This window comes from Arthrobacter sp. TmT3-37 (assembly GCF_054510835.1).
Window position 1 is genome coordinate 153718 of record NZ_JBTNDU010000001.1, and the last position, 25172, is coordinate 178889.

The 25172-nt window shown below is 69.1% G+C and carries 26 protein-coding genes; 7 read left to right on the plus strand and 19 right to left on the minus strand.

What is annotated here, in order from left to right:
• Positions 1-76 precede the first annotated feature (76 nt).
• A complete protein-coding gene (gene ychF / locus ACX80U_RS00645) occupies positions 77-1162 on the minus strand; it encodes a redox-regulated ATPase YchF (RefSeq protein ID WP_133082554.1) in 1086 nt (361 codons plus the stop codon).
• 84 nt (positions 1163-1246) lie between these two features.
• On the opposite strand from ychF, the gene ACX80U_RS00650 reads away from it, so the two are divergent.
• Positions 1247-2578, plus strand: a complete 1332-nt coding sequence (locus tag ACX80U_RS00650) for a DNA recombination protein RmuC (protein ID WP_459267081.1) — start codon at positions 1247-1249, stop codon at positions 2576-2578.
• Between the two features lie 196 nt (positions 2579-2774).
• On the opposite strand, the gene ACX80U_RS00655 is transcribed toward ACX80U_RS00650, so the two are convergent.
• Positions 2775-3872: a 4-hydroxy-3-methylbut-2-enyl diphosphate reductase gene (locus ACX80U_RS00655; RefSeq protein ID WP_459267082.1), complete on the minus strand. Its 1098-nt coding sequence runs from the start codon at positions 3870-3872 to the stop codon at positions 2775-2777.
• A 68-nt stretch (positions 3873-3940) separates the two neighbouring features.
• Entirely contained in the window at positions 3941-4801 is an 861-nt protein-coding gene (locus tag ACX80U_RS00660) for a hypothetical protein (protein ID WP_459267083.1), read from the minus strand.
• 194 nt (positions 4802-4995) lie between these two features.
• Here ACX80U_RS00660 and xseA point away from each other — a divergent pair, with 194 nt between their 5' ends.
• A complete protein-coding gene (gene xseA / locus ACX80U_RS00665) occupies positions 4996-6294 on the plus strand; it encodes an exodeoxyribonuclease VII large subunit (protein WP_459267084.1) in 1299 nt (432 codons plus the stop codon).
• A 71-nt stretch (positions 6295-6365) separates the two neighbouring features.
• Positions 6366-6602, plus strand: a complete 237-nt coding sequence (locus ACX80U_RS00670; RefSeq protein WP_459267085.1) for an exodeoxyribonuclease VII small subunit — start codon at positions 6366-6368, stop codon at positions 6600-6602.
• Between the two features lie 45 nt (positions 6603-6647).
• Here ACX80U_RS00670 and ACX80U_RS00675 read toward each other — a convergent pair whose 3' ends face one another.
• From ACX80U_RS00675 to ACX80U_RS00715, 9 genes are all read right to left on the minus strand, one after another.
• Positions 6648-7025: a VOC family protein gene (locus ACX80U_RS00675; protein WP_459267086.1), complete on the minus strand. Its 378-nt coding sequence runs from the start codon at positions 7023-7025 to the stop codon at positions 6648-6650.
• 76 nt (positions 7026-7101) lie between these two features.
• Entirely contained in the window at positions 7102-7956 is an 855-nt protein-coding gene (locus ACX80U_RS00680; protein WP_459267087.1) for a PPK2 family polyphosphate kinase, read from the minus strand.
• A 14-nt stretch (positions 7957-7970) separates the two neighbouring features.
• Positions 7971-9188, minus strand: coding sequence for a pyridoxal phosphate-dependent aminotransferase (locus ACX80U_RS00685; RefSeq protein ID WP_459267088.1), 1218 nt, complete (start codon positions 9186-9188; stop codon positions 7971-7973).
• 88 nt (positions 9189-9276) lie between these two features.
• Positions 9277-10248 (minus strand): ABC transporter substrate-binding protein, encoded by a 972-nt coding sequence (locus ACX80U_RS00690; RefSeq protein ID WP_459267089.1) that lies wholly within the window; start codon positions 10246-10248, stop codon positions 9277-9279.
• Positions 10245-10991, minus strand: coding sequence for an ABC transporter permease (locus tag ACX80U_RS00695; RefSeq protein WP_244186272.1), 747 nt, complete (start codon positions 10989-10991; stop codon positions 10245-10247). The genes ACX80U_RS00690 and ACX80U_RS00695 overlap by 4 nt, the downstream gene beginning before the upstream one ends.
• Positions 10991-11686: an ABC transporter permease gene (locus ACX80U_RS00700; RefSeq protein WP_459267090.1), complete on the minus strand. Its 696-nt coding sequence runs from the start codon at positions 11684-11686 to the stop codon at positions 10991-10993. The genes ACX80U_RS00695 and ACX80U_RS00700 overlap by 1 nt, the downstream gene beginning before the upstream one ends.
• A gap of 2 nt (positions 11687-11688) precedes the next feature.
• Entirely contained in the window at positions 11689-12807 is a 1119-nt protein-coding gene (locus tag ACX80U_RS00705) for an ABC transporter ATP-binding protein (RefSeq protein WP_459267339.1), read from the minus strand.
• A 279-nt stretch (positions 12808-13086) separates the two neighbouring features.
• Complete coding sequence (locus ACX80U_RS00710; protein ID WP_459267091.1) at positions 13087-14070, minus strand: N-acetylglucosamine kinase; 984 nt, start codon at positions 14068-14070, stop codon at positions 13087-13089.
• Positions 14071-14128: 58 nt separating this feature from the next.
• Complete coding sequence (locus tag ACX80U_RS00715) at positions 14129-15370, minus strand: MFS transporter (RefSeq protein ID WP_459267092.1); 1242 nt, start codon at positions 15368-15370, stop codon at positions 14129-14131.
• A 169-nt stretch (positions 15371-15539) separates the two neighbouring features.
• On the opposite strand from ACX80U_RS00715, the gene ACX80U_RS00720 reads away from it, so the two are divergent.
• Both ACX80U_RS00720 and ACX80U_RS00725 read left to right on the plus strand, forming a co-directional pair.
• A complete protein-coding gene (locus ACX80U_RS00720; RefSeq protein WP_208741854.1) occupies positions 15540-16022 on the plus strand; it encodes an Lrp/AsnC family transcriptional regulator in 483 nt (160 codons plus the stop codon).
• Between the two features lie 52 nt (positions 16023-16074).
• The gene (locus ACX80U_RS00725) at positions 16075-16938 is read left to right on the plus strand and encodes a metal-dependent hydrolase (protein WP_459267093.1); all 864 of its coding nucleotides are present in this window, start codon (positions 16075-16077) and stop codon (positions 16936-16938) included.
• Positions 16939-17000: 62 nt separating this feature from the next.
• On the opposite strand, the gene ACX80U_RS00730 is transcribed toward ACX80U_RS00725, so the two are convergent.
• The 3 genes from ACX80U_RS00730 to ACX80U_RS00740 form a co-directional block, all read right to left on the minus strand.
• Positions 17001-17186, minus strand: coding sequence for a hypothetical protein (locus tag ACX80U_RS00730; protein WP_459267094.1), 186 nt, complete (start codon positions 17184-17186; stop codon positions 17001-17003).
• A gap of 68 nt (positions 17187-17254) precedes the next feature.
• Positions 17255-18262 (minus strand): serine hydrolase domain-containing protein, encoded by a 1008-nt coding sequence (locus ACX80U_RS00735; protein WP_459267095.1) that lies wholly within the window; start codon positions 18260-18262, stop codon positions 17255-17257.
• Between the two features lie 175 nt (positions 18263-18437).
• Complete coding sequence (locus ACX80U_RS00740) at positions 18438-19913, minus strand: M28 family peptidase (protein ID WP_459267096.1); 1476 nt, start codon at positions 19911-19913, stop codon at positions 18438-18440.
• Between the two features lie 230 nt (positions 19914-20143).
• Here ACX80U_RS00740 and ACX80U_RS00745 point away from each other — a divergent pair, with 230 nt between their 5' ends.
• On the plus strand, positions 20144-20827 hold the full coding sequence (locus ACX80U_RS00745; protein WP_459267097.1) for a DUF2306 domain-containing protein: 684 nt from the start codon (positions 20144-20146) through the stop codon (positions 20825-20827).
• A gap of 19 nt (positions 20828-20846) precedes the next feature.
• Here the strand turns inward: ACX80U_RS00745 and ACX80U_RS00750 are convergent, their stop codons facing one another.
• Positions 20847-21071: a hypothetical protein gene (locus ACX80U_RS00750; RefSeq protein ID WP_459267098.1), complete on the minus strand. Its 225-nt coding sequence runs from the start codon at positions 21069-21071 to the stop codon at positions 20847-20849.
• 661 nt (positions 21072-21732) lie between these two features.
• On the opposite strand from ACX80U_RS00750, the gene ACX80U_RS00755 reads away from it, so the two are divergent.
• Positions 21733-22107, plus strand: coding sequence for a cupin domain-containing protein (locus ACX80U_RS00755; RefSeq protein ID WP_459267099.1), 375 nt, complete (start codon positions 21733-21735; stop codon positions 22105-22107).
• 52 nt (positions 22108-22159) lie between these two features.
• Here the strand turns inward: ACX80U_RS00755 and ACX80U_RS00760 are convergent, their stop codons facing one another.
• The 3 genes from ACX80U_RS00760 to ACX80U_RS00770 all read right to left on the minus strand — a co-directional run bounded on the left by ACX80U_RS00760 (position 22160) and on the right by ACX80U_RS00770 (position 25151).
• Entirely contained in the window at positions 22160-23419 is a 1260-nt protein-coding gene (locus ACX80U_RS00760) for a phosphotransferase family protein (RefSeq protein ID WP_459267100.1), read from the minus strand.
• Positions 23420-23481: 62 nt separating this feature from the next.
• A complete protein-coding gene (locus ACX80U_RS00765) occupies positions 23482-24456 on the minus strand; it encodes a hypothetical protein (RefSeq protein WP_459267101.1) in 975 nt (324 codons plus the stop codon).
• 89 nt (positions 24457-24545) lie between these two features.
• Positions 24546-25151 (minus strand): GNAT family N-acetyltransferase, encoded by a 606-nt coding sequence (locus tag ACX80U_RS00770; protein ID WP_432206088.1) that lies wholly within the window; start codon positions 25149-25151, stop codon positions 24546-24548.
• Positions 25152-25172 lie beyond the last annotated feature (21 nt).

The window sequence follows — 25172 nt, forward strand, 5'->3', positions numbered from 1 at the left end:
CTTCACCGTGTGCAACCGGCAAAGCACACTCTGAGTCAGTCCCGCACACGCGGCCCACGGTCCGGGCCGGCAAGGGCTATACGTTGAAGCGGAACTCCACCACGTCGCCGTCGGACATCACGTATTCCTTGCCCTCGATGCGCACCTTGCCGCGGGACTTGGCTTCGGCCATCGTCCGGGCTTCCATGAGGTCCTCGAAGTGAACGATCTCGGCTTTGATGAAGCCGCGCTGGAAGTCCGAGTGGATGACGCCGGCGGCCTCGGGCGCCGTGGCACCCTTCTTGATCGTCCAGGCACGGGTCTCCTTCGGACCTGCCGTGAGGTAGGTCTGCAGGCCGAGGGTGTGGAAGCCGACACGCGCGAGCTGGTCGAGGCCGGATTCCTCCTGGCCGTTCATCTCGAGCATCTCGCGCGCCTCGGCCTCGTCGAGCTCCACGAGGTCGGCTTCGAGCTTGGCGTCGAGGAAGATCGCGTCGGCGGGGGCCACGAGCCGGCGCAGCTCCTCCTGACGCTCGGCGCTGCCGAGCACGGCGTCGTCGACGTTGAAGACGTAGATGAACGGTTTGGCGGTGAGCAGGCTGAGCTCGCGGAGGTGTTCCATCTCGAGCTTGTCGCTGGTGACCGACGAGAAGATCGTGTCGCCGCGCTCGAGGACGGACTGCGCTGCCTGCATGGCGGTCAGCTGTGCGGCCTCGCGCTTCTTGATCTTCACTTCCTTCTCGACGCGCGGGATGGCCTTCTCGAGCGTCTGCAGGTCGGCGAGGATCAGTTCGGTGTTGATGGTCTCCATGTCCGAGCGGGGGTCCACCTTGCCGTCGACGTGGATGACGTCGGGGTCGTCGAACACACGGATGACCTGGGCGATCGCCTCGGCCTCGCGGATGTTGGCGAGGAACTGGTTGCCGAGGCCCTCACCCTCCGACGCGCCCTTGACGATGCCGGCAATGTCGACGAAGGAGACGGTGGCCGGCAGGATCTGCTTCGACCCGAACACCTCGGCGAGCTGTGCGAGGCGCGGGTCCGGCAGGCTGACCACGCCGACATTCGGCTCGATGGTCGCGAACGGGTAGTTCGCCGCCAGGACGTTGTTGCGCGTCAGCGCGTTGAAGAGTGTTGATTTGCCGACGTTGGGCAGTCCGACGATGCCGATAGTAAGAGCCACGGGAGACAAGTCTACCGGGCGTCGGAGGACCGACCGGCGGTGTCGCGTCCGCCGATTGTCGGAGGTTCCTGCGACAGTGTGGGCATGAGTACAACCGCCGTCCTCCTCGTCCTCCTCGCCTTCCTCATCGGCTGCGCCGTCGGTGCATTCCTGGTGTACCGCGCAGTACGGCTGCGCGACGACGAGCTGCGCAGCGAGCTCGACGACGCCACAGCCCGACTGGGGAGCACGACGACGGAGCTCGCGGCAGCCGCGGCTCAACGCGATCTCCTGCAGCAGCACAACCGCGAACTGACGGGCAAGACATCGACGGACAACGACGTCCTGCGGGCCCTCGCACCGGTGGCGGAGAAACTGACCCAGGTGCAGCGGCAGGTCGGGCTGCTCGAGCGCGACCGCATAGAACAGTACGGCCAGCTCGCGCGGCAGCTCGAGGAAGCGCGCGAAGCAGACGCCCGGCTGCTCTCGACGACGCACTCGCTGGCCGGCGCCCTGCGCAGCACCAGCGCCAGGGGCCAGTGGGGCGAGGTCCAGTTGCGGCGCGTCGTGGAAGCTGCCGGAATGCTCTCGCGCGTGGACTTCCTGGAGCAGGTCTCCTACACGACCGGGAACGACGGCGACCGCGCCCGCCCGGACATGGTGGTGCAGCTGCCCGGGGACAAGCAGCTCGTCATCGACGCGAAGGTACCCCTGAGCGCGTTCCTCGAGGCTCAGGAACTGGTGGGACCGGCGGCGGACGCAGGAGGGGGCGAGAAAGCCGGCCTCGAAGCCCGTCATGCCGAGCTGCTGAAGCAGCACGGCAAGGCGCTGCGTGCACACGTCGATGCGCTCGCCCGCAAGAAGTACTGGGAAGGCGCCTCCAACTCCCCCGAACTCGTCATCTGCTTCATCCCGGTGGAGTCGGTCCTTGCAGAAGCGCTACGGGCCGACCCTGAACTCCTCGACTACGCCTTCACCCGCAACGTCGCCCTGGCATCGCCGGTATCGCTTCTTGGCATTTTGAAGGGCGCAGCGTTCAGCTGGCGGCAGGCCGTCCTGACCGACAATGCACGCGAGCTGTTCGACCTGTCGAAGCAGCTGTACGAACGCCTCGGGACGATGGGCGGGCATGTCACCCGTCTGGGAGCGTCCCTGAAGACCTCCGTGGAGCGCTACAACTCCTTCGTCGGCGCCCTCGAATCCAGGGTGCTCCCCACGGCACGCCGGATCGGCGCCTTCGACTCCGCATCCCTGGACGTCGTCGACGCGGCAGCGGGAGGAGTGGATGAGGCACAGGCGGAGGTGAGCCTGCTCGGCACCGCCCGCGCCCAGCGCGCCGGCAGCGTACCTGCGGGCTCCGGGACCGCTGCGTCGGCGATCGACGCGACGCCGCGTTCCCTGACCGCCCACGAACTGCTCGACGGGACCGACGGGTAGCCGGGCACGCTCCTACCGGCGGAGGGACAACTCCCCGGACGGTCCCGACAGGCGCCGCCCCAGCAGACCCTGGTGGGATTCGGCGGTGCCGGCGGCAGGAGATGCTACACCGGGTGAGGCGCCAGGCCCTTGCGGTGGTGCATCCATCCCTGTACCGTCGTGCCGCCCACCCTGAACAACGGACGTGCCTGGAGCCTCAGTTGAGGGACGTCCGATCCTGCAGCTGGCCCCGGCCACCGCGCCCCTGGGACGGATCACCCATCGCCTTCAGCGCGGCGCGGATCTCCTTGGGCAGCGAGAAGATGATGTCCTCCTGGGCCGTCACGACCTCCTCGACCTCGCCGTAGCCGTACTCAGCGAGCAGCCTCAGTACATCCTGGACGAGGTTCTCCGGGACCGAGGCACCGGATGAGATGCCGACGGTGGCCACGCCCTCGAACCAGGACTCGTTCACCTCATTGGCGAAGTCCACGCGGTGCGCCGCCTTCGCACCGTACTCGAGCGCCACTTCGACCAGTCGCACGGAATTCGACGAGTTGGCCGATCCGACCACGATGACGAGATCCGTCTGCGGCGCGATCTTCTTGATGGCCGCCTGGCGGTTGGACGTGGCGTAGCAGATGTCATCGCTCGGAGGATCCTGCAGCGTCGGGAAGCGCTCCTTGAGCAGGTTCACGGTCAGCATGGTCTCGTCGACGCTCAGTGTGGTCTGCGAGAGCCAGATGAGCCGTTCCGGATCGCGTACCTGAACCTTGTCGACGTCCTCCGGCCCATTGACGATCTGGATGTGATCGGGCGCCTCGCCGGCCGTGCCCTCGACTTCCTCGTGGCCCTCGTGGCCGATCAGGAGGATGTCGAAGTCGTCGCGCGCGAAACGCTGGGCCTCCTTGTGCACCTTCGTCACCAGCGGGCAGGTCGCGTCGATCGTCCGGAGACCCCTGTCCTCGGCGGACTGGACGACGGCGGGTGAGACCCCGTGAGCAGAGAACACGACCAGCGCGCCCTCCGGCACCTCGTCCGTCTCGTCGACGAAGACGGCGCCCTTCGCCTCGAGCGTCGACACGACGTGCAGGTTGTGCACGATCTGCTTCCGCACGTACACCGGGGGTCCGTAGTGCTCCAGGGCCTTCTCGACGGCGATGACCGCGCGGTCCACGCCTGCGCAGTAACCCCGGGGGGCTGCGAGCAGTACCTTCTTCTCCCCTGGCACCGGTGCGGCTGCGAGGACGTCCTCCGGAGAGCGACGCCTGCGCGGGATGGTGGGCATGGGGACCTGAACGGTGGTACTGGTCATGATCCGATTCTACCGGGTGGGTGCTGCTCGACCTGCTGATCGCAGTCCTCTCCGCTGTGAGCTGAGCCCTACACCGGGCGCCGATCGTCCCGACGACGCCGACCACCGAGCGCCAGTTGCGCGACGGCGCCGACCACGACGGCCACCAGCCCACCGACGACCACGGGCACGCCGGCCTCGGCGACGCTTGCTCCGGCCTGTTCCGCCAACCCTCGGACGAACACGTCCGCCACCGCGCTCGACCCGGGCGCACGAGCCGCGGCAGCGGGGATCCAGCCCCCCGCCAGGAACCCGACCACCCCGATGAGCGCCACCCCGAGGCCCAGGAGGGCGAGGGTGGTACCCCGTCGCCGAGCGATCACCAGCGCCAGCAGGCCCAGTACGGCCGCTCCGGCGAGGTACACCCCCCACGCCTGCACGGCACCAGCGACGCTGCTGAACACTCCGCCGCGCTCGACCGACCCGACCTCGATCAACGTGTCCTCCGGCACCGGGACCTCCACTCCGAGTCCTCCCCCGATGCTGTCCGCGACGAGACCCACGACGGGACCGAGGTCGAGGGTCAGGATGGCCGGGGCCGGTTCGGACGGATCGGGAGCCTGGGCGAAGGTGAAGGAGTGCGACACGCGCAGCGTCTCGGTCCATGCGGCCGGATATCCCGACGCATCGGTGACGGTGCCCGCAGCATCCCGGATCAGCGGCTCGACGAAGGACGTGATCTGTTCGGGCAATCCGGCACCTGCCGTCACGTCCTCGACCAGCGAATCGGTCAGTGCCGCCTGGAATTCCTCGTCCTCGCCGAGTGGGGCAGCGAGCGCGACGAAGCCGGACTCCTCCACGAGGTTCTCGTCGAGCCACGCGGACGCCAGTCCGCCGGCCGCGACGACGAGCGCGAGAAGGGCCAGCAGGGCCGAGAGCAGGGTCCGCATGAAATCCTTAGCTGGAGGTCGAACTACCGATTATGCCGGTTCCCCCATGAGGAGGCACGGAGGATCGTGGCCCGCGGGGATGCGTCCGGAGTGCACAGAGCCATGCCGTGAGCCGCCGCCGGGGGTCCGGGATGGTACAGATGAACAGGACAGACAGCGCAGGCGGGGCTTCCCCCGCCGAGGACAGGAGACGGATGACGAGCGAGGGAGTGCGCGCGCGACCGGCAGGGGCGGGATCATCCCCGCCGGCATCGACGGTGCCGGTCACGGCAGCCGAGACATCACCCGAATCGCCGTGGCCGCTCCATCTGCTGTCGGAGAAGCTCAAGGCCCACATCGAACGGGCGCCGGCAGCCTGGGTCGAGGGACAGGTCATCGAACTCAACCGCCGCGCGAGCATGTGCTACATCACGTTGCGCGACGTCGATTCGGAGGTTTCCCTCTCCCTGTCGGTCTACGGCTCCGTCATGGACCGGGTATCCATGCCCCTGGATCGCGGCTCCCGGGTCGTGGCACGCCTCAAGCCCGACTTCTGGGTCAAGACCGGGCGGCTGTCCATGCAGACGATCGACATCCGTCCCGTCGGGATCGGGGATCTCCTGGCGCGCATCGAGAGGCTGCGACAGGCGCTCGCCGCGGAAGGGCTGTTCGCACCGGCCCGCAAGAAGCAGCTGCCGCTCCTGCCTCACCGGATCGGGCTCATCACGGGCCGCGATTCCGATGCCATGAAGGACGTGATGCGCAACGCCGCCCTGCGGTGGCCGGCCGTCGAGTTCGAGGTCCGCGAGGTCGCCGTCCAGGGTGTGAGCAGCGTTGCACAGGTCTCCGCAGCCCTCGCGGAGCTCGATGCCCACCCCCGGGTCGACGTCATCATCATCGCGCGGGGCGGTGGAGCGCTGGAGGACCTGCTGCCCTTCAGCGACGAGTCGCTGGTCCGCGCGGTCGCGATGGCGGACACTCCTGTCGTCAGCGCCATCGGCCATGAGGCGGATCGGCCGCTCCTCGACGAGGTCGCCGATCTCCGCGCCTCCACGCCCACCGATGCGGCGAAGCGCGTGGTCCCGGACGTATCCGAGGAACTCGCCCGGATCCGGCAGGCGCGTGCCGCGCTCGAACGCTCCATCCGGGTCCTCGTGCACCGGGAGGCGGAGAGCCTCGCGAACCTCCGCTCCCGGCCGTCCCTGGCGAAGCCCGAAGGCATGATCGACGTGCGGGAAGCCGACATCGAGCGGCTCCGGTCCCGCGCCCTGCGCTCTGCCGCCGCAGGGGTGGAACGCGGTGCCGTCGCCGTGCACCACCTGCGGGAACGCGTACGCTCCCTCTCGCCGCAGAGGACCCTCGACCGCGGTTATGCGGTGGTGCAGAAGGAGGACGGACACGTGGTGCGGACGCCGGAGGACGTGCCGACCGGCGAGGTCCTGCGGGTCCGGGTCGCGGGCGGCCAGTTCGGCGCCGTCGCCCAGGGCACACCCGCACCGCACGAACCTGCATGACGCTACAGCCACAGCAGGCCCGGACACGGGCCGACCAGCAGACGAGGAACACCGTGGAGAAGGAAGATGCCATGACGGAGAACACCCCACCCGAGCAGCGACAGTCCGACGTCGGCTCGCTGTCCTACGAGCAGGCGCGCGAGGAACTCGTCGCCGTCGTCTCGCGGCTCGAAGCCGGAGGTGTGAGCCTCGAGGAATCGCTGGCGCTGTGGGAGCGCGGCGAGGCCCTGGCCGATCGTTGCGAGGCGTGGCTGGAAGGCGCGAAGGTGCGGCTCGCGGCTGCGCGGGACAAGGCCGAGGGCCAGTAGCAGGCCGTCGCCCTGCTTCGGCCGGCAGGGCCCGATGCGGCGCCGCTACGCGTCGGGGGTTTGCAGCAGCTCCTGCAGTGCCCACGAGTTGCCGTCCGGATCGGCGAAGTAGACGAAGCGGCCCCACGGCTGCGCGTCCACGTCGCTCGCTGCGACGCCGCGTTCGAGCAGCCCTGCACGGGCTCTCGCCGCATCAGGTACGACGACCTGGATGCCGTGCAGCGATCCGGGCACCATGTCGCTGATGCCCTCGCCGAGTGCGATCGAACAGGCGGACCCCGGCGGGGTCAGTTGCACGAAGCGCAGGCTGCTGCTCACACGGTGGTCGTGGTCCAGCGTGAACCCGACCTGGTCGCGATAGAAGGAGATGGCCCTGTCCGCGTCGGTGACGGGCAGCGCGATGAGTTCGATCTTCCAGTCCATGGGAGCCTCCTGGCGGTGGTGGAGCCTCAAGGCTAGGAGCAGATGCGGACGGTTGCGGTCCGCAGCATCAGAACGGTCAGGAGGCGGCGAGGCGCTGCTTCTCGACCTCCACGTCGAAGGATGCCCTGGGCCAGCTCAGCTGCATGTCCTCCAGCGTCGCGGTGAGCAACTGCTGCACGGCGAGGCGTGCATACCACTTGCGGTCGGCGGGAACGACGTACCACGGCGTGTCGGGCGTGCTCGTCCGCTCGATCGCGGCCTGGTACGCCTCCTGGTACTGCTGCCAGTAGCCGCGATCGTCGATGTCGCCGGGGTTGTACTTCCAGTACTTGTCCCTCCGATCGAGGCGCTTCGAGAGCCTGTCCTTCTGCTCGTCCTTGCTGATGTGCAGCATGACCTTGAGCACGCGGGTCCCCGAGGCCACGACGTCATCCTCGAACCGCGAGATGGCCCCGTACCGCTTCTCGATCTCCGTCGCCGGGGATAGTCCGCGCACACGGTGGACCAGGACGTCCTCGTAGTGGGACCGATCGAAGACTCCGAGCATCCCGGGCCCGGGGAGCTGGTGGCGGATCCGCCAGAGGAAGCTGTGCCGCCGCTCCTCCTCGGTCGGCGCCGCGAAGGCGTGGTGCTGCACTCCCTGCAGGTCGACCAACCCCACGACGTGACGGACGATGCCGCCCTTTCCCGAGGCATCCATGCCCTGCAGGACGAGCAGCACGGCGATCTCGCTTCCGGCCCGGCTCTCGGCGAAGAGCTTCGCCTGCAGGGAGGAGAGAGTGTCGGCGCCGGCGGAGAGCGATGCGGCGCCCTCCTTCTTGCCGCCGTCGAAGCCCGGCGTCGACCGGGGATCCACGCCCGCGAGCGAGAAGTCCGGCCCCGCCAGGAGGAGGCGACGCATCTCGGCACTGCTGTCGGCTGTCACGGACATGGACCCTCCTGCGGTCAGGGCCGGTACGTGGACAGGAACTCGGCGAGCCTCCCGAGGGCATCCTCGATGACTTCCACGCTCGGGAGCGTGACCATGCGGAAGTGGTCCGGGTTGATCCAGTTGAAGGCCCTGCCGTGCGAGATCAGGATCTTCTGCTGCTTCAGGAGGTCGAGGGCGAACTTCTCGTCATCCTTGATGGGATAGACCTCGGGGTCGAGCTTCGGGAAGAGGTACAGGGCACCCTGGGCCACCTCGCAGCTCACGCCGTCGATCGCATTGAGCAGCTGCGCGGCCTTGTCGCGCTGCTGCTTCAAACGTCCCCCCGGCAGGATCAGGTCGTTGATGCTCTGGTACCCGCCCAGCGCCGTCTGGATCGCGTGCTGCGCAGGGACATTCGCACAGAGCCGCATGTTGGCCAGCAGGTTGATGCCCTCGATGTAGTTCGCGGCGTCGCGCTTCGGTCCGGAGATCGCCATCCAGCCGCTGCGGAACCCGGCGATCCGGTACGCCTTGGAGAGGCCGCTGAAGGTCAGGCACAGCACGTCGTCGCCCGCGACCGATGCCGCGTTGATGTGGACGGCGTCGTCGTAGAGGATCTTCTCGTAGATCTCGTCGGCGAACAGGATGAGCCCGTGCTCGCGTGCCAGGCGCACGATCCCCTCGAGGACGGGCCGGGGGTAGACCGATCCGGTGGGGTTGTTCGGATTGATGAGGACGATGCCCTTGGTGTTGGGCGTGATCTTCGAGGCCATGTCCTCGAGGTCGGGCCACCAGTGGTTTTCCTCGTCGCAGAGGTAGTGCACAGGGGTGCCGCTGGCGAGCGCGACGGACGCGGTCCAGAGCGGGTAGTCCGGCGTGGGGATCAGCACTTCGTCACCGGCGTTGAGCAGTGCCTGCATGGAGAGCGTGATGAGCTCGCTGACACCGTTGCCGAGGTAGACGTCGTCGACGTCGATCGTCTTGATGCCGCGACCCTGGTAGTACTGCACGACGGCGGTCCGCGCGGAGAAGATACCTCGCGAATCGCTGTAGCCCTGGGCCTCGGGCAGGTTGCGGATCATGTCCACGAGGATGGCGTCGGGCGCCTCGAAGCCGAAGGGCGCCGGGTTGCCGATGTTGAGCTTCAGGATGCGGTGGCCCTGGGCCTCCATGGTCATGGCGTGTTCGAGCAGTGGCCCCCTGATGTCGTAGAGGACGTTACGGAGCTTTTCCGACTGCTTGTAGGTGGCCATTGGATCAGGATGCCACAGCAGGGGCCCGGCACGCGGCATATGTCTGCCGGGCGCCGGGCCCCTGCTGGACGGACCTGGTACTGCTGAACTAGCCCGCGAGCCCCTTGTCGGCGAGCCAGTCCGCGGCCGCGTCCGCGGGGTTGCGCTTCTCGTCGCCGCTGACCTCGCGGTTCAGCGCCAGGAGGTCCTCGGTGGTCAGCTGCGCCGACACCTCGTTGAGGACGGTCTGCGCCTCATCGCCCACGGTGTCGGTGTTGATGAGCGGCAGCACCTGCTGGGCGATGAAGTTGTCCTCCGGGTCCTCGAGGACCACGAGGTCGTTGTCCTCGATGGACGGCGTGGTCGTGTAGATGTCGGCGGCCTGCACGGTGTCGTCGAGCAGTGCCTTCAGCGTGATGTCCCCGCCGCCGTCGTTGATGGCCTCGAAGCCGCCGGGCTCGCAGTTGTACTTCGCCTTCAGGCCGGGCAGGCCGTAGGCGCGCTCCTGGAAGGTGCTCGGTGCGCCGATGGTGATCTCACCGCACACCTCCGCGAGGTCCGCGATCGATGTGAGGTCGTACTTCTCGGCCGTGGCGGCCGTCACGACGAGCGCGTCCTTGTCCTCGGCCTCCGAGGGCTCGAGCACACCGAGCTTCACGTCGGGCGACTTCGCGGTGAGCGCATCGGGCAGCGCCGCGGCGATGTCCTCGGCGGATTCCGCCGTGGCGGCAGGATCGGCGAACAGCAGCAGGTTGCCGCCGTACTCGGGCATGATGTCGATCGAGCCGTCCTCGAGGGCGGTGTAGTAGATCTCCCGCGAGCCGATGTTGAGCTGGGTCGTCGCCTCGACGCCGGCCGCGTTGAGCGCACCGGCGTAGATCTCGGCGATGATCTGGCTCTCGGGGAAGTCAGCGGAACCGACGACGACGGCGCCGCCGGCGGACGCGGACGCGGTGTCCTCCGATTCACCCTGGGGGTCGCTGTTGGCACCGCAGGCAGTCAACGCCAACGCGGCCGTCAGGCCGCCAGCCAGTCCCATCAAAGCGCGCCGCCCGGCGCGTTGTGCTGACAGGTTCTTCATGTTGTTCCTCCTTGTGCACTGGCGACGGCCTTCTGCCGGCCAGATCCTTGGGCCCGTCCCGGACCGGAGACGCGCAGTCCCGGTGAGATGGCGAATCTCTGCAGCAGTCCCAGAAGCAGATCGACGGTGATCGCGAGGACTGTGATGACGACGGCGCCGCCGAAGAGGCGTCCGTAGTCCGCGAGCTGTGTTCCCTCGACGAGGAAGACCCCGAGCCCGCCGAGGTTGATGAAGGCGACGACGGCGGCGGTCGCGATGACCTGCAGCACCGCTGCGCGGACTCCGCCGAGGATGACCTGCAGGCCATTGGGCACCTCGACCCTGAACAGGATCTGGAGTTCGCTCATGCCCATGCTCCGCGCGGCATCCACCACGGTCCGGTTCACGGAGGAGATGCCGGCATAGATCCCGCTCAGCAGCGGGGGGACGGCGAGGAGCACGAGCGCCCAGATGGGCGGCATCAGGCCGAGGCCCGCGAGGAGCACGAACAGGAACACCATGCCGAGCGTCGGCAGGGCGCGGAGGATCCCCACGCCGGAGACGATGACGACGCGCCCGCGACCGGTGTGCCCCACGTAGAGCCCGATCGGCACCGCGATCACGAGGGCGACCAGCATGGTCAGTCCGGTGTAGCCCAGGTGCTCGACGACGCGCGTGGGGATGCCGCGGTCGCCCGCCCAGTTGGCGGGAGCGGTCAGCCACTCCCCCATCTGTACGAAGAGGTTGCTGCTCGAGTAGTCCATCAGGCGCCCGCCACCTTCGCCTCGAGCGCGACGATCTCGTCCGCCGGCCTGCCGCCGGCGGAGACCCTGCGCGTCCACGGGGTCAGGATGCGCTCCGTGAGGACGAGGAGGAGGTCCAGGACGAGTGCCAGCAGGAGGATGATGCCGATCCCGACGGCGATCTCGGTCGGGAAGGACCGGAACAGTCCGTCCGTGAACAGGGTCCCGAGGCTCGGGACGCCGATCAGTGCGCCGACGCTGACGAGCGAGATGTTGGTGACCGAGACGACGCGCAGGCCGGCGAAGAGCACCGGCAGCGACAGCGGCAGGTCCACGGTGAGGAACCGGCGCACGGGCCTGTAGCCCATGGCGACCGCGGCCTGGCGCACGTCGTCGTCGATCGAATCGAGCGCGTCGAGCGTGGACCGGACGAGCAGGGAGAAGGCGTAGACGGCCAGCGCCACGATCACGTTCACGGGATCGATCACCCTGGTGCCGAGCACCACGGGGAGGAACACGAACATCGCCAGTGACGGGACCGTGTAGAGGATCGACGAGCCTGTCAGCAGGATCGAACCGATCACCGGGTTGAGCCGGGCGAGCTGCGCCATGGGCACGGCGGCGAGGACGCCGAGGAGCAGCGGGACGATGGCCTGGAACAGGTGGAGGCGCGTGTGCAGCCAGACGAAGTCCAGGTTGGCGAGGAACCAGTCCATGGCTACACCGCCGTGTTGTGGTCGGAGCGGCCCCGGTCGAGCCTCGCGGCTTCGATGAGCTCGAAGACCTCCGCGGCTCGGACGACGCCGACGGCGCGCCCGTCGCCGTCGACCGTCACGCCCAGGCCCGACGGCGAGGACAGGGCGGCGTCCAGCGCGCGGCGCAGGGTGTCGCCGCGCGTGTAGAGGGAGCCTCCCGGGACCGCCTCGGCCTGCTTCGTGATGCTTTCGCGCGTCGCCTGCGGGACCCAGCCGTGGGGCCGACCCTCGGAGTCGACGAGCAGCGTCCAGGGCGAGCGCACCGAGACGGTCGGGTCCGCGAGACGGTCCACCTCGATGGTCTCGATCGGGTGGATGGCGACACCGTCCCCCTGCTGGAAGGACAGATGGCGGAAACCGCGGTCACGTCCCACGAAGCCCGCGACGAAATCGTCCACCGGGGCGCGGAGGATCTCCTCGGGGGCCGCGAACTGGGCCAGCCGGCCGCCGACCGCGAAGACGGCGACCTTGTCGCCGAGGATCGTCGCCTCGTCGATGTCGTGGGTGACGAAGACGATCGTCTTCGCGAGGTCCCGCTGCAGGCGCAGCAGTTCCTCCTGCAGCTCGGCGCGGACCACGGGGTCGACGGCGCTGAACGGCTCGTCCATGAGGAGGACGGGCGGATCGGCCGCGAGGGCCCGTGCCACGCCGACGCGCTGCTGCTGCCCGCCGGAGAGCTGCCCGGGATACCGGCCGCCCAGCTCGGACGCGAGCCCGACGACGTCGAGCAGTTCACCGGCGCGCTTGCGTGCGGCGGCCTTCCCGACGCCGTTGAGGCGCGGGACCGTCGCGATGTTGTCGAGCACGGTCCGGTGCGGGAGGAGGCCCGAGGACTGCATGACGTACCCCATGGAACGCCGCAGCTCCGCGGCCTTCTGCTGCGAGACGTCCGTGCCGTCCAGGAGGATCTGCCCGGAGGTCGGCTCGACCATCCGGTTGATCATGCGCAGCGATGTCGTCTTGCCGCAGCCCGAGGGCCCGACGAACACGGTGATACTGCCGCGGTCGATGTCCAGGGAGAGGTCGGCCACGGCGGGGCGCCCGCTGTCGTACGTCTTCGTCACGCTGCGGAACCGGATCATGGGGCGGGCGGAGTCCTGCTCGAAGGAGGTCATGTCAGCTGTGCCTTTCGTGGCAGGAGCTTCTCGGCCGGGTGTGACCCGCGGGCCCCCACTCGGTGCGGGCCCGGCTTGCCGTCTGGATTTCCGCAGGGCGACGCCTGCAGCGGTCAGTTCAAGCTGTCGGAGTTCTGAGTCTAACCATGTGTTCGGAGCAGACAAGAGCCCATATGGGTCTGCGGGAGGGCCGTTGGTCCCGCGGGCCCCGGGAGGGGCACCGCACGATCGTGCCGGGGTCTCCGCTCAGGCGGCCTCATCGGGGCCCAGGAGGAATCGGACCCCCATGACCGGGTCCTCCTCGAGGAAGACGACGTCGGTCATGCCCTCCGACCCGAGGCGGGTCCTCAACCGTGCCTGCAGATCCGGCTGGTGCATGGCAAGGCCGCCGCCGAGGACCACGGGGCCGGGTACGCCGATCACCGATGCGACATCGAGCACGAGGCGCGTGAGGTCGGCGGCTGCACGGTCGATGATGTCCGCGGCGTCCCCTGAACCGTCCCGGGCGGCGTCGAACACGGCACGGGACTGTGCCGCCCAGTAGGTCCGGCCGGCGCCCGAGTGGAAGAGCCCGATCAGTTCCGTCGGGGTGTCGATCCCGTTGAGCGTGAGGACCGCCGTATCGAGGGCATCGGGGTCCTGACCGAGGTCGTGCCGGTGCAGGGCACGGCGCACGGCTTCGCGCGCCACCCAGTAGCCGCTGCCCTCGTCGCCCAGGAGGTAGCCCCAGCCGCCCGAGCGCGCTTCCCGGCCGTCCTCGCCGACGCCCCAGGCCACCGAGCCGGTGCCGGCGATCACGGCGATGCCGGTCCGGGCACCGCCGGCCGCGAGGATGAGCCGCGTGTCGTGGATGACGTCGACGGCGGCGGACGGCGCGTGCGGGGCGATCAGGTCGCGGAGACGCTCGGCGTCGGCTGCGGTGTCCACTCCCCCGGAACCGGCGACGACAAGGTCGATGGTGGGGGCGTCCCCGGCGGGCAGGAGGTCGCGGAAGAGTTCCTCGAGGCTCCGGGCCGCCTCCGCCGGGCTCACGTTCTGGACGTTGGCGCTGCCCGCCTTGGCTTCGGCCACGAGTGAACCGTCGAGCCAGAGCGCGCCGTGGGTCTTGGAGCCGCCGATGTCGAGGCCGACGACCGCTCCTGCCGACCTCCCGGGCGCGTTACCGTCCGCGGCGGGCCCGCTCGCACCGGGGAGGGGGGACGGGCGGGGCGGCACGGGGGTGGTGGACATGCCTACAGCCTACAAAGAGGAGGACCGGACCCGGTACGGACCCCGCGGGCGGCGGTCGCTAGCGCGTCGCGCGGAGTCGCAGGACCAGTGAGCCCACGGCGAGCAGCGCACAGACCGCGGCGATGGCAAGCGCGAAGACCGTGACGGAGGTGTTCAGTCCCCATACGCCGGCGGCCGCTCCGAGCCCCAGTACCGGCACGGCACTGCCGAGGTAGGTGAGGACGTACACGGCGCTGACCGTCTGCGCGTGCAGGGCCGGATCGACCCGCACCGACACCTCGTTGAAGACCACCCGGAAGGCCATCCCCTGGCCGAAGCCCGCCATGACGCAGGCTCCGACGAGCAGCGGCAGGCTGCCCGTCGCCTCGGCCAGGGGCAGGAGGCCGACGCCGAGCGCCATGCCGGCGAGGCCCACGGGTGCCACGAAGCGCCCGCGCGGGGACAGCACCTGGCTGACGGCCGACGACCCGAGGACGAGGGCCGCGAGGAGGCCGATCAGGGGCCGGGAGGTCGTTCCCGCGATGCCTGCGAACCAGGTGGGGGCGAGACTCAGCGTGAAGCCGAAGACGGCGAAGCTGAGGAACCCGATGGAGGATGCGGTCCAGAACGAACGGCGTGCGTCCTTCGACACGGCCGGCCGGCGCGGCCGCAGTGCCGCGAGCGGATTGTCCGACGCGGCCGGCTTGATGGCGGGCCGGGCCCTCAGGAGGACGAGCGGCACCAGGAGACTCGCGAGCACCACGAGGTACAGGACGAACGGCGTGCGCGTCGGCGTGGGCAGGAGCGAGAGGAGCCCCCCGATCACGGGACCGGCGGCCACTCCCCCGGCGGAGGCGAGCAGTGTGAAGCGCGAAGCCCAGTCGGGCCGGGTGGGCAGGAGGTCGCGGAGGGCGGCGGCACTCGCGCCGGTAGCGAGCGCGACGGCACCCCCCTGCAGCGCGCGCCCCGCGGCGAGCATCGGCAGTGAGGTGGCGATCGCGAACAGCGCTGCACCCAGCAGCCCGAGGACGACCGCGAGGACGAGCGCCGCCCGCCGCCCGATGTGGTCGGACCAGTGACCCGCGAGGACGAGCCCTCCGATCAGGGCGACGACATAGGACGCGAAGGCGACCGTGACCGCGAAGGACGTGAGCCCGAGCTCGGCCTGGATGAGGGGATAGATCGGCGTGGCGAGGTTCGCCCCGATGAGGAGCGTCGAGATCACCGTCACCGCGAGCGCGAGACGGGCGGCCAGGGAGGCGTCCCAGCTCCGTCGCTCGATCATCGCCGGCCTCATCCGGAGCTCGTTGATGACGCTCATCCCACCACTTCTCCTTGCTCGCACGCGCCCACCCTAGGCGCTCCCAGGGGCCGGATCATGCCCGGACTTCTATAGGATGGAGCCCACTGACCGCCCTGCAGCAAAGCTCGTCGCCCTTTTGAGCGCCGTGCGCAACACGGGCGGAGTCGACTGACGGGAAGTGAGCTTCGTGAGCAAGCTGGACAACCTCGACCTGCGACTGCTGCTCGAGCTGGTGCGGGACCCCCGCGCTCAGGTGAGCGAGTTGAGCGAGCTCCTCGGCGTCGCCCGGAACACCGCGCAGAGCCGCATCCGGCGGCTCCTCCGCGCGGAGACCCTGCGGCGGAGCGGGAGGGAACTGGACCTCGAGGCGCTCGGCTACGACGTCGTCGCGTTCGTCACCATCGAGGTGTCCCACCGCGAGCTCGATGCCGTCATCGCCGGCCTGCGCACCATCCACCAGGTCCTCGAGGTGCACGAGATCTCGGGCCGGGGGGACGTGTGGTGCAGGGTCGCCGCGACCGACACCCACAATCTGCAGGCAGCCCTGCGCTCGGTGCTGCGGATCAAGGGCGTCATCCGCACCGAGACGGTCCTCGCCCTGCACGAGCACATCCCCTACCGCACCGAGCCACTGCTGGAGAGGCTCGCCCAGCGCTCCGCAGATACCTGAGCGACCCCGTACCCCCCGTTCTCACCCTGTTCGCACCACCCGAAGGAGCAGCATGACCCTGCCGACCACCGACACACGCGTCACCTACCCCCAGGGTGCCCTCGAGTCAGCTTCCCGCGTCCTCCATGTCGAGCCGCGCGAGGACGGACGGAGTGCCGTCCTGCTGGACGTCACGGCATTCCACCCCGTCGACTCCGCCTGGCCCGACCAGGGGCCCGACCGCGGTGATCTCGCCTCGGGCTCCCACAGCTGGCCGGTGGTCGACTGCGTGGTGGGCGCCACCGACGGGAGTTCCCTGTATCTGGGCGGGGAATCACCCGTACGGAGGGGCACGGAGGGCTGGGCATTCGTCGTCGTGCACCTGGTCGAGGGCGCAGCGCCCGCGGAGGGCGACGACGTCGTCGTGCGGGTGGACGACACCTATCGGGCCGCGGTGTCCGCCGGTCACACCGGTTGCCACCTCGCCTCCCTGGCCCTCAACCGTGCGCTGGCCGGCCGCTGGAAGAAGGAGGTGGCGCCGGACGCCCTCGGCGCCCCGAACTTCGACGCCCTCGCTATCGACACGACGGTGATCGGCGAGTTCGGCTCGGTGGACAGGTACCGGCTGGGGAAGTCCCTGCGGCGGAAGGGCTTCAGCACGGAGGACTTCGACACCGAAGCAGCAGCCGCTGCGGTGAATGCCACCCTCGCGGCATGGACGGAGACGGCGGCACCGATCGGCATCGCCGCGGACGGACCGGGCCTCACGGACCGGCGTCGGTGGGTCTGCGACCTGCCCGGCGAGCGGGCGGAGATCCCGTGCGGCGGCACCCACCTGACCTCGCTCGCCGGGATCACGGTCACCGTGCGGCTCGAGCTGGCGGATGCGGACGGCACTCCCGTCCTGCTCATGGACACCAGGGTCAGTACGTCCTGACGTCCGGCGTTTCTGCGGTTGCCCCAGGCGGGGCGGGTCGGTCGGAGATCCCACCGGCGGGATCAGCCGCCGCCATGCGCGGGCAGCCCGATGAACGCGCGGAGGTCGCGGGTGACGCCGGCAGGATTGTCATCGACGAGGAAGTGCGCACCACCGGGGACGAACTGCACAGCCAGGTCGGGTGCGTCCTCGGGTGGGACGTCGAGAGCGTCGCGCGGTAGGAGTCCGTCCTCGGCGCCGACCAGCACGTGCGTGCCTGCCTGGACTGACAGGTTCCACCGGAATGCGTTCTCCGGTCCGGACCCGGCGCTGCCGGTCAGGCCGGCCCGTCGTCGGCGACGAGGGGCGATGGCACCGATCCGGGAGTGGCGAATGCGGTGAGGAGCCGGAACCCCGACCTGTCGACGGATCCGTGACGCGCCGCGAGCACGACGACGCCGGTACCGGCGTCCCGGTCGAGTCCGATCCAGCTGCTGAACCCGCCGGTGCTGCCGTTGTGCCAGGTGATCCTGCGGCCGCGGTGCTCGAGCGTGATCCACCCGGCCCCGATACCTACCCTGGGCGCGAATTCTGCAACCGGCTCGAGGGCCATCAGACCCCTGGCGGTCCCGTCGAGCACCGAACGGAGGAAGCCCCGCATCGTACTGATGGTCGCCCGGACGCCTCCGGCGGGCGCGATGGCCTCGCCGACCCATGGGGCCATCGGGCGGCCCAGCCGGTTGGACCCTCGCAGGTCCGAGGGCCCGAGGTCCTCGGCGCGGGTGGGAGTCGGGAACCCCGGGCCCAGGAGGTCCTGCAGGAGGGACCCGTAGCTACTGCCGGCTGCTTCCGCCACGGCGTGCCCGAGCAACTGGAACCCCAGGTTCGAGTACCTGGACCGAAGAGGGCCGAGGCGCAGGTTGCGCGTCTGGTCCAGCAGGTCGGTCAGTGAATCACCGTAGGGGTTGCGACCGCCGATCCAGTATCCGAGGGTCCGGCGAAGCGGCTGCATCCCCGGCGGCAACCCCGGAAGACCGGACCGGTGGATGGCCAAGGAGGACAGGCTCACGGTGCCGACCTCGCCGTGGCCCTCGAGTGGGAGCAGCTCCCGCAGAACTGTCGACTGCGGAATGAGGCCGCGTTCTGTCACGTCCCGGTACAGCATGCCGGTGAGCACCTTCGAGATCGACCCGATCTCGAAGGTGGAGTGCTGGTCCGTACGGATCGTCGCGGTCATCTCACGCTGAGGGGTGACCACCGCCACTGCGCTCGCTCCTCCTGGTGACCCGAGAGTGCGGCCCAGAACGCGGACGAGATCGGAGTCACCGATCCATGCACTCTCCATGACGGACTTCCCTTCCTCGGGCACCGGGGACGACGACGGACAGGAAGCCCTCGGGCCTGTATCCCGCCCCTTGCCCGGCGTCATCGAGCCTCTCACACGTCATCGATCCGGCAGGTACGGGGGAAGGCCTTGCACGGAGCGGAGTCCATGGCCTTCCCCCATACCCTGGCCTGGTCTAGCGCTTCGAGTGATTGCCCTTGAACGCGAAGTCACCCGTGGATTTCCCGCCACTGCCTTTCGCCGTTCCCTTGACAGCGGACGTCGTCATGGCGAAGGTGAGGGTCGAATGAGCTATCGCGTCAGCCATCTGCTCGAGGACCACCGGGTCGATGTTCGTGATGGTGTCGCATGCCGCGTGATAGCAGGGATCGTAGGGACGACCGGCGGTTCCGCCGAAGACGTCCGCTTCTTCCTGCGACTTGATCCCTTCCGCGCCCGTGAACAGGCCGCCGGCAGGGATCCCGTTCTCGATGAACCCGAAATAGTCGCTGCGCCCATCGAACTCGGTGGGTGCCGTCGCCAGGCCCTGTGATGCGAAGTATGCGAGGAATACGTCCTCGACGGTGTCGGACCCGTTGGGGCCTTCAGCCCCGAACGCTCCGCCGTCGCCGTCATAGACGAACCGGACAGGGTTCGGTGAGGCGACCATGTCGAAGTTCAGGTTCACCGCATGATCCTTGATGTCCCTGGCCGACAGTTGGGAGACGTAGTAGTCGGACCCGATCAGCCCGTCCTCCTCACCGCTCCAGAAGGCGAAACGCGTGCGGTTGGTCGGCTCGATGCCCAGTTCCGCGATCTGGATGGCCGTCTCGAGGATGGCCGCGCTGCCACTGCCGTTGTCGTTGATGCCAGGGCCCTCGGCCACGCTGTCCAGGTGGGCGCCCACGACGACCGTCCGGTCGGCACGGCCGGCCGTGTCGGCTATGACGTTGAAGGTCTCGACCGTCTCCTCGTGGGTCTCCAGGGCCACCCGCATCTCGAGCCCCTCGGTAGCAGCCAGTTGCTCGCCGATCGCGAAGGAGGTGCCCACGACGGGTATCGTCGAGCCTGCTTCGCCCAACGTGCCGTTCACGACACCGAAGCGGTCATCGGCAGGATTCACATCTCCCTGGTTGAAGATGATGACCGCCGAGGCCCCTTCAGCTGCCGCGTTGGCCGCCTTCAGTGCGAAGTCACACGTTCCACGCTGGATCAGGGCGATATTCCCGTCAGGAAAACCTGTGAAGTCACTGGCCTCGCAGCCACTGGTCGAGGCGCGGTCGCCGCTGAGATTCACATCGACCGCGGTCACCGGAGCTGTGACATCGCCTTCAGCGCTGGAGGCCATGTCGACATACTCATCGGCGTAGGTGTAGGTCGTCGGCGTGGGAGCGGTCTGCGCCAGTACTGCAAGATCCACGACGAACTTCGGGTACGTGAAGTACTGTCGGTCCGTCTCGTATCCGGCGGCTTGCAGCTGTCCTTCGATGTACTCAGCCGAAGCAACGTGCCCGGAGGTGCCCGCGGCGCGGTTGCCGTCATTGGCGTCCGCTATCGCCTGCAGCTCCTGGAGATGACTGATGATGTTCTCGGCCGACACGGCGTCCCGAAGTAGCGCGGTGTCGGTGTCATTGGCGGCATGGACGGGCGGGGCCGATCCTATGATCAGCAAAACGGCTACCGACAGTGCGGATGACGAGGCGGTACGGGTTCTGCGCTTGGTTATCACGAGTTTCCCTTTCCTGAGAAGGGCCGGCGCCGTCGTCGGCCCGAGCATCACCGTACGCCCGTTCCGGAGGGCTCGATAGGGTCGGAGGCAGGCTTGTTGTCCCTGGTCCACGGGCGCCCTGTACGCCATGCCGAGCATTGACCGCCCGGACACCGTGTGCAAAACTCCCGGTCGTGACGGAGAAGGCAGCGATTGCGCACCCGAGGCTCGTACGTGGCGCCGCCGTCGCGATCGGCGCACTGACCACCATCGTGCTGGTCTTCACGGCGATCCGGGTGATGATCGACGGGCCCGACATCCTCGCGGGCACCGTACCCGGCGACGACTTCGCCGAACGATACGTCGCCCACCCGTGGTTGGCCTACCTCCATATAGCGCCGGGCGTCGTGTACCTCGTAGGAGCGCCACTGCAACTCTCGCGTCGGTTCCGCACCCGGCACTACGACGCGCACCGGCGCCTCGGGCGCGTCCTGCTCACCTGCGCGCTCGTCGCCGGGCTGTTCGCGCTGCTCTTCGGCGTGCCCCACGCCTGGGGAGGGGCACCCGAGGCCGCCGCGACGGTCGTGTTCGGCTGCTGGTTCCTGGCCTGCCTCGTGCTCGCGTTCCGGGCGATCCGGCGGGATGACGTACGGCACCACCGGCGCTGGATGATCCGCGCATTCGCCGTCGGCATCGGCGTCGGAACCATCAGGATCTGGGTGGGGGTCTTCGAGGCTGTGGAGCAGGTGATGTCCGGCGGGACGACGCCGGCCACCCCGGACACGACGCTGTTCGGTGTCGCGTTCTGGCTCGCATTCACGATGCACGTAGCCGTCGGCGAATGGTGGTTACGGCGCACGCCCGCCCTGACAGGGTGAGACGACCAACGAGCCGCCGTCACGGCGCCCTTGGACCGCAGCCGCGAGGCTGATCGAGGGCTGCTTTTCCGATGCTGGTCTTGATGTCACGGGCGGTGGCGAGCATCTCGCTGGTGGTGATGCCGTGATCCGCACCCCAAGAGGCCCGAAGGCCCTTGTCGAGCTCCAGCGCTATGGCCTTGGCGTCCAATGCGCCGGCAGCGGGCAGGACGTCGCGGACGGCGTACACCAGCGCTCCGGCCATGGTATGTCGTCGCTCGGCCCCGACTGTGCCGGCCCTACGGGACCGTCCTGCTCGAAGGACGGTGGTGCACGGCTGATCCGGTTCAGGGGCACGAGGATTCACGATGAACTCCACGATCGCCGCTTCATGGCCTTCTGCTGAGCCGCGGTCCAAGGAGCCTAGTTCGAACCACCACAGAATAAAACAAGCACGGTTGGTATCACCGGCGCGTGGTCACGGGGTCGAGGGTGACGACACGAGGATCGCATCCCAGCAGAGAGTCCGCCCGAAGCGACCTCACCTTCGGCGTACCCCCGGGGATGCCCGGAACGACTCGTGGAGACGTACAGGTGGCGGCACCCCCGCGGGTACCCCTGAGTTGCCCTCTGTTAAACAACCTAAGTAAATCCTACGCCCGATCGTCCCCTCGTGCGTGGCGTGCCGTCCACGGTCCTTGGCGGCCCTACTCGCCGGTAGAGGATCACATGTCCTCGGGATGCGGTGGGGCCTCCCGAGGGAGTCGGCGCACGGCATTGACAACCGCTACGCCCGGGAGCAGGCTGTTAGCCTCGCTCGCACGTGTTCGACCCAGCCCCGGCCCGGCCCCGCCGAACCCTCATACCGGAGCGCCTGGTCTCTCCTCCGGACACATGGTCAGAACCCACCCATCGAGGAGGACACGATGTCCGCAATCACTGTCAACGCCCTTGCATCCAGATCGTTCGACGATCCCGATGAGAAGCGCCGTCCACCCAGGACCAAGGTCGACGTGGTCAGCCTCGGCAACACCACGATCGGCCGGTTCACCTTCGAGCCCGGCTGGCGATGGTCCGAAACCGTCAAGACCGTGGTGCATACCGAGAGTTGCCAGAACGACCACGTGGGGATCTGTACCGCCGGCACGCTCGAGGTGGAGATGGAGGACGGCACCCGCGCCACCATCCACGCCGGCGACGCCTATTCGATCCCCGCCGGTCACGATGCCTGGGTCGGGAACGACGAGACGTTCGTGGGTTACGAGGTCATGAGCGCAGCCGTGTATGCCAAATCTGCCTGATCCAGCGGTGGACGCCTCCTGACGAACGGGATCCGATCAGGGCGACGCCGGGCTACCGCCCCGCGCCGAGAATCCTCGCTTCCACGAGGAACTGCTCGGCCACGTCCAGCCGTGAGAGCGCCTCGATGACGCCGCCCTCGCTCACCGCCTGGCGTCGCGCTCCTGCGATGAGGGTCAGGCTCACCGCCGCGGCGCGGCTCCGGAGGGCGGCGGGGTTCACATGCTGGTCGAACGCCTGCAGGAATCGCAGCAGGGCCTGGGGGACGTGCTCGTAGCCGGCATGCAGCCCGGGCAGGACCGCGATGTGGCCGAGGAAGCATGCGAGGTCGTCCACGAGGTGTCCGGGGCCGAGCGCATCCACGTCGAGGAGTCCCGATACGGCTCCGTCCGTCATCAGCAGATTGCCCTCGTAGAAGTCACCGTGCGTGGGCACCAGCGGTCCGGCGTCGGTCGAACGCACCGCATGGTCGATGCCTTTGGCGATGCGACGAATGCGATCCGCCTCCGAGGGCAATGCCGCGACCGCTCCCTCGGCGTAGTCCCGGACCCGCGCCGCCCATGGGGGTCGCTCCGGCAAGGAGAGGACGGCCGCGGGCAGAGCTGTGAGCACCCGCACCAGCGCGTGGGGATCGACGTCCGCCGCTCCGGTCCGCATGAGGAGCTCCGCGAGTGGTGTACCCGGCGCCGGGTGCATCGCGACGACATCCTGCAGGGGATCCCCTGCGAGGACCGGCGCGGGCACCCCTGCGGCCCGCAGCATGCGGTGCCGTTCGGCGAGCGGCCCTGCCGTCCGGGCGCGGAGCACCTTCAGGTAGCGGCGGTCGCTCCCATTGACCGCGAGGACCACGGCGCGCCGGAGCGGACGGTAGCTCCTGAGGTCGAGCACCGTCGCGTCGGCGGCGTGCCCGCGGCCGAAGGCGAACGGGGTGACGCGCACCGGGTCGAGGGCCAGAGGCAGTCCGGGCAGCTGCGGATCAGCTGGGTGCACCCAGACGGACAGTGCGCCGGCTCCCCTGCGGGAGAACGAGGAGACGCGGTTCCCGGGCTGCGGGATGGCTGACGAGGTGATGCAGGCGTGGGTCGGGACGGGTGTCCCCCGCCCGCGACCGGACGGGCCGGACATACGGACCTCGATGGAGAAGACGCCCGTCACCCCCGCTCCGGGGCGGTGGTGGACCGGGCCCGGTCGCCAGGAGAGGAGGTCCCACCCCGCGGCGGCGAGCGTGGTCTGCAGGAGCTCTCCGGGCGCATCGGATGCAAGGAGAGCGATGGTCTCCTGCTCGCTGATGATGCGTACGTCCCTCGCCCTCATCCGGGACCTAAATGCGTGCGACCGTCATCGAGCGCGGCCCGGCTGCCCCCATGACGGAGGCGTCAGGCGCGGCGACGCTGGAGGACGTCGTCGAGATTGATGCGTCCCGTCATGGGAGCCGAGACGGCCGCTGCCTCGGCGTCCTCCGCTGCTTCGGCAACCCGAGCCGCGGCTTCGGAGGCCTTGATGGGGGTCTTCGTGGAGGGCTTCGGGGCCTCCGGCAGATCCAGGGGGGCGGGAGCCTGGCGTTCCGCCTTCGCAGCGTCCACGTAGGTGGGACGAGGCACCTCGACAGGCGCCCACGCCGTCGTACCGGCCGGCGGGAGAGCAGCGTCCACGGTGGTGGACGACGCCGCTGCGCGGACATCCACGACGGACGAACCGTGCGCCACGGCGAGTGCCGCGGTCCGCAGCTCCATGGCGGACAAGGGTCGCGCGGCAGTCTCCTGGGCGTCGAACAGCGTGGTGGGGCGTCTGGGCGCGGCAGGTGCGGGCAGCACCACCGCGGAGCGTTCCGGGGCCATCTCGCGGACCGGCGCCATGGCGTGGGCGAACGCACGGTTGACGCGAGCCTGCCGGCCACGGACGGCGAGGAGACGCAGTGCGGCCACGGCGAGGGCCACCACTGCGATGCACGCGAGGGGAAGGAGCAGCGAGACGGCTCCGAACAGGGCGAGTGCGAAGGTGACCAGGGTGGCTACGAGTGCGACGAGGCCCACGGCCGCCACGGCCATGCGACCCCGGTACGGCGTCACCGTCATCGTGCGGGGGGCCACCGAGCGGGCGGGCGCACCATCGGCATCCGGCGTGGTCCGTGCCGGCGGCAGGGCGTCGTCCCCTGTGGCGGCTGCATCGTCGTGCGGCGCGTTACTTGTCATCATGTTCTCCACGGGGACGTCGGTCCTGGCTCTCGGCATTCGGGGTGTACTGCCGGCGGTGGCCGGCCTGGTCCTTCGCAGCACGATCGGCGCCACCCAGAGCAGCCACACGCCGACGACTGCGGCGAGCACCAACGAGCTGTCCAGGGAGAAGACCACACTTAGAACCGTAGAAGCAGTCGTACCACGACTCCGGCATTGCCGCCGGTGTGTCGGAGCCTAATATGCTCCTTCCGGAATTGGATCCGTCAGCCCGGACGGGGAGTCCCACCCTCGAGCCACGGTGACAGCAGCCCGCGCGGGACCTCCTCCGCCGTCAGGGCGAAGCTCCTGTGGTCCGCCCACTGCCCCGCGATGTGGAGGTAGCGCGGGCGGAGGCCCTCATCCCGGAAGTGCAGCTTCTCGACCACCCGCAGGCTGGCCCGGTTCTCCGGGCGGATGTTGATCTCCATCCGGTGCAGACCGAGATCACCGAAGCAGTAGTCGGTCGCGAGGGCCACGGCCGTCGGCGCGATCCCCCGTCCGGCCCGCTCGGAATCGACCCAGTACCCGAGCGTGGCCGACATCGCCGAGCCCCAGGTGATCCCCGAGACCGTCAGTTGCCCCACGAGCCGGGCGTCGCGTGAACCGGGGCCCTGCTCGGTGATCAGGAACGGCAGCGCCGAGCCGGCCCTGGCCTGGGACGTCAGCGACCGCACCATCTGGTGATAGGTGGGGAGGAAACCGTTCGGATCAGGATTCGAGGCCTCCCAGGGCGCCAGCCACGGGGCGTTGCGGCGGCGCAGGGCCGTCCACGCCGCCTTGTCGCGGTGGCGGATGGGCCTCAGGACCAGGGATCCGGTCCTGAGGGTCACGGGCCAGCTGGCTGCCGACCA